The sequence below is a fragment of the Sporosarcina sp. ZBG7A genome, assembly GCF_000813425.1.
Classification (GTDB): domain Bacteria; phylum Bacillota; class Bacilli; order Bacillales_A; family Planococcaceae; genus Sporosarcina.
On sequence record NZ_JWIB01000068.1, the window covers coordinates 1 to 1,047 of the forward strand.

At 31.3% G+C, this 1,047-nt stretch carries 1 protein-coding gene; it reads right to left on the reverse strand.

What is annotated here, in order from left to right; translation table 11 throughout:
- Positions 1–858: 858 nt before the first annotated feature.
- On the reverse strand, positions 859–1,047 hold a 189-nt coding region (locus RL70_RS18085; RefSeq protein ID WP_039044589.1), incomplete at its 5' end, for a hypothetical protein.

Sequence of the window (1,047 nt, forward strand, 5' to 3'; positions counted from 1 at the left end):
CTTAAACTCTTTATATCCTCACTTTCTGAACTGTCAATTTGATTCCTTTCTTCTGGTTGCTGAACTTGAACTTCAGCATGTACTACAAAATTGGTAAATGGAATATATGTAACTGCTAACGAAAATATAATTAAACATATAAGCCATTTCTTAAATAAATTCTTATTTCTCATAACTTATTCCTTTCTGGAATATATATTTTTTCTATCCCAGAGGAGATTATACCTTTTAGCTAAATAATTTACTATCTTTATTTAAATAAACAATAAGTGAAAATAATGGTAGTAACTTCACCTGCTAAATCAGTAATATAGCGTAGCGTAGTTTCGTAATTGAGAGGAGGTGTCCCAAACCTTTAGAGATGAGAAAAGAACTTACTTAGATGAGCACTTGTAAATATAAAAGTGCAAAAAAGATTGGGCAATCGGAACATAAAAACCCATAATATTTATTCGCACATCATAAAAAAAAGGAATTTGAAAAGCGAGCGATATATTCAAGGTTTCGCTGTGATTTATTAAAAAAATGATCACTATTCGGGCACTTTGATATAGAAAAAAAGACCCTAGAAATCCTGCCTAGTAGGCCTGTTCTTTGAGAAATATCGTTATTTGAACGATAATTTAGAGGGTTTGGTACCCATTATTCCTACTAGGATCTAACCAACGACCTATACATTGTCAATGTGACAATGTATGTATTTAATAGATTTAAAGTGCAACGCTGATTTAGCATACTCAAAGCATATTACGAATTACTTTGATATGTCTTGAATTTTTAAGTTGGTTGGCAGAATGTGAGAATGAAAGCGAGGGGTCATTTGTTCCCTCTTTTTTACTTATTCTTGTCTAGTAGTTTCTATAATAATTGCTCAGCTTTTTGCTTCACTGATTGAGTATCTACTTTAAGGATTTCTATGTTGTCAATCTCATCTGTTTTTTCGTGATAAGATAATTGGATTATATCTCCTTCTCTAATTTCAGAAGACAAATGCTCTTTTAATACAAGGAGTTGTTTCTCTTCATTATCCCGATCTAAAAGAATAGC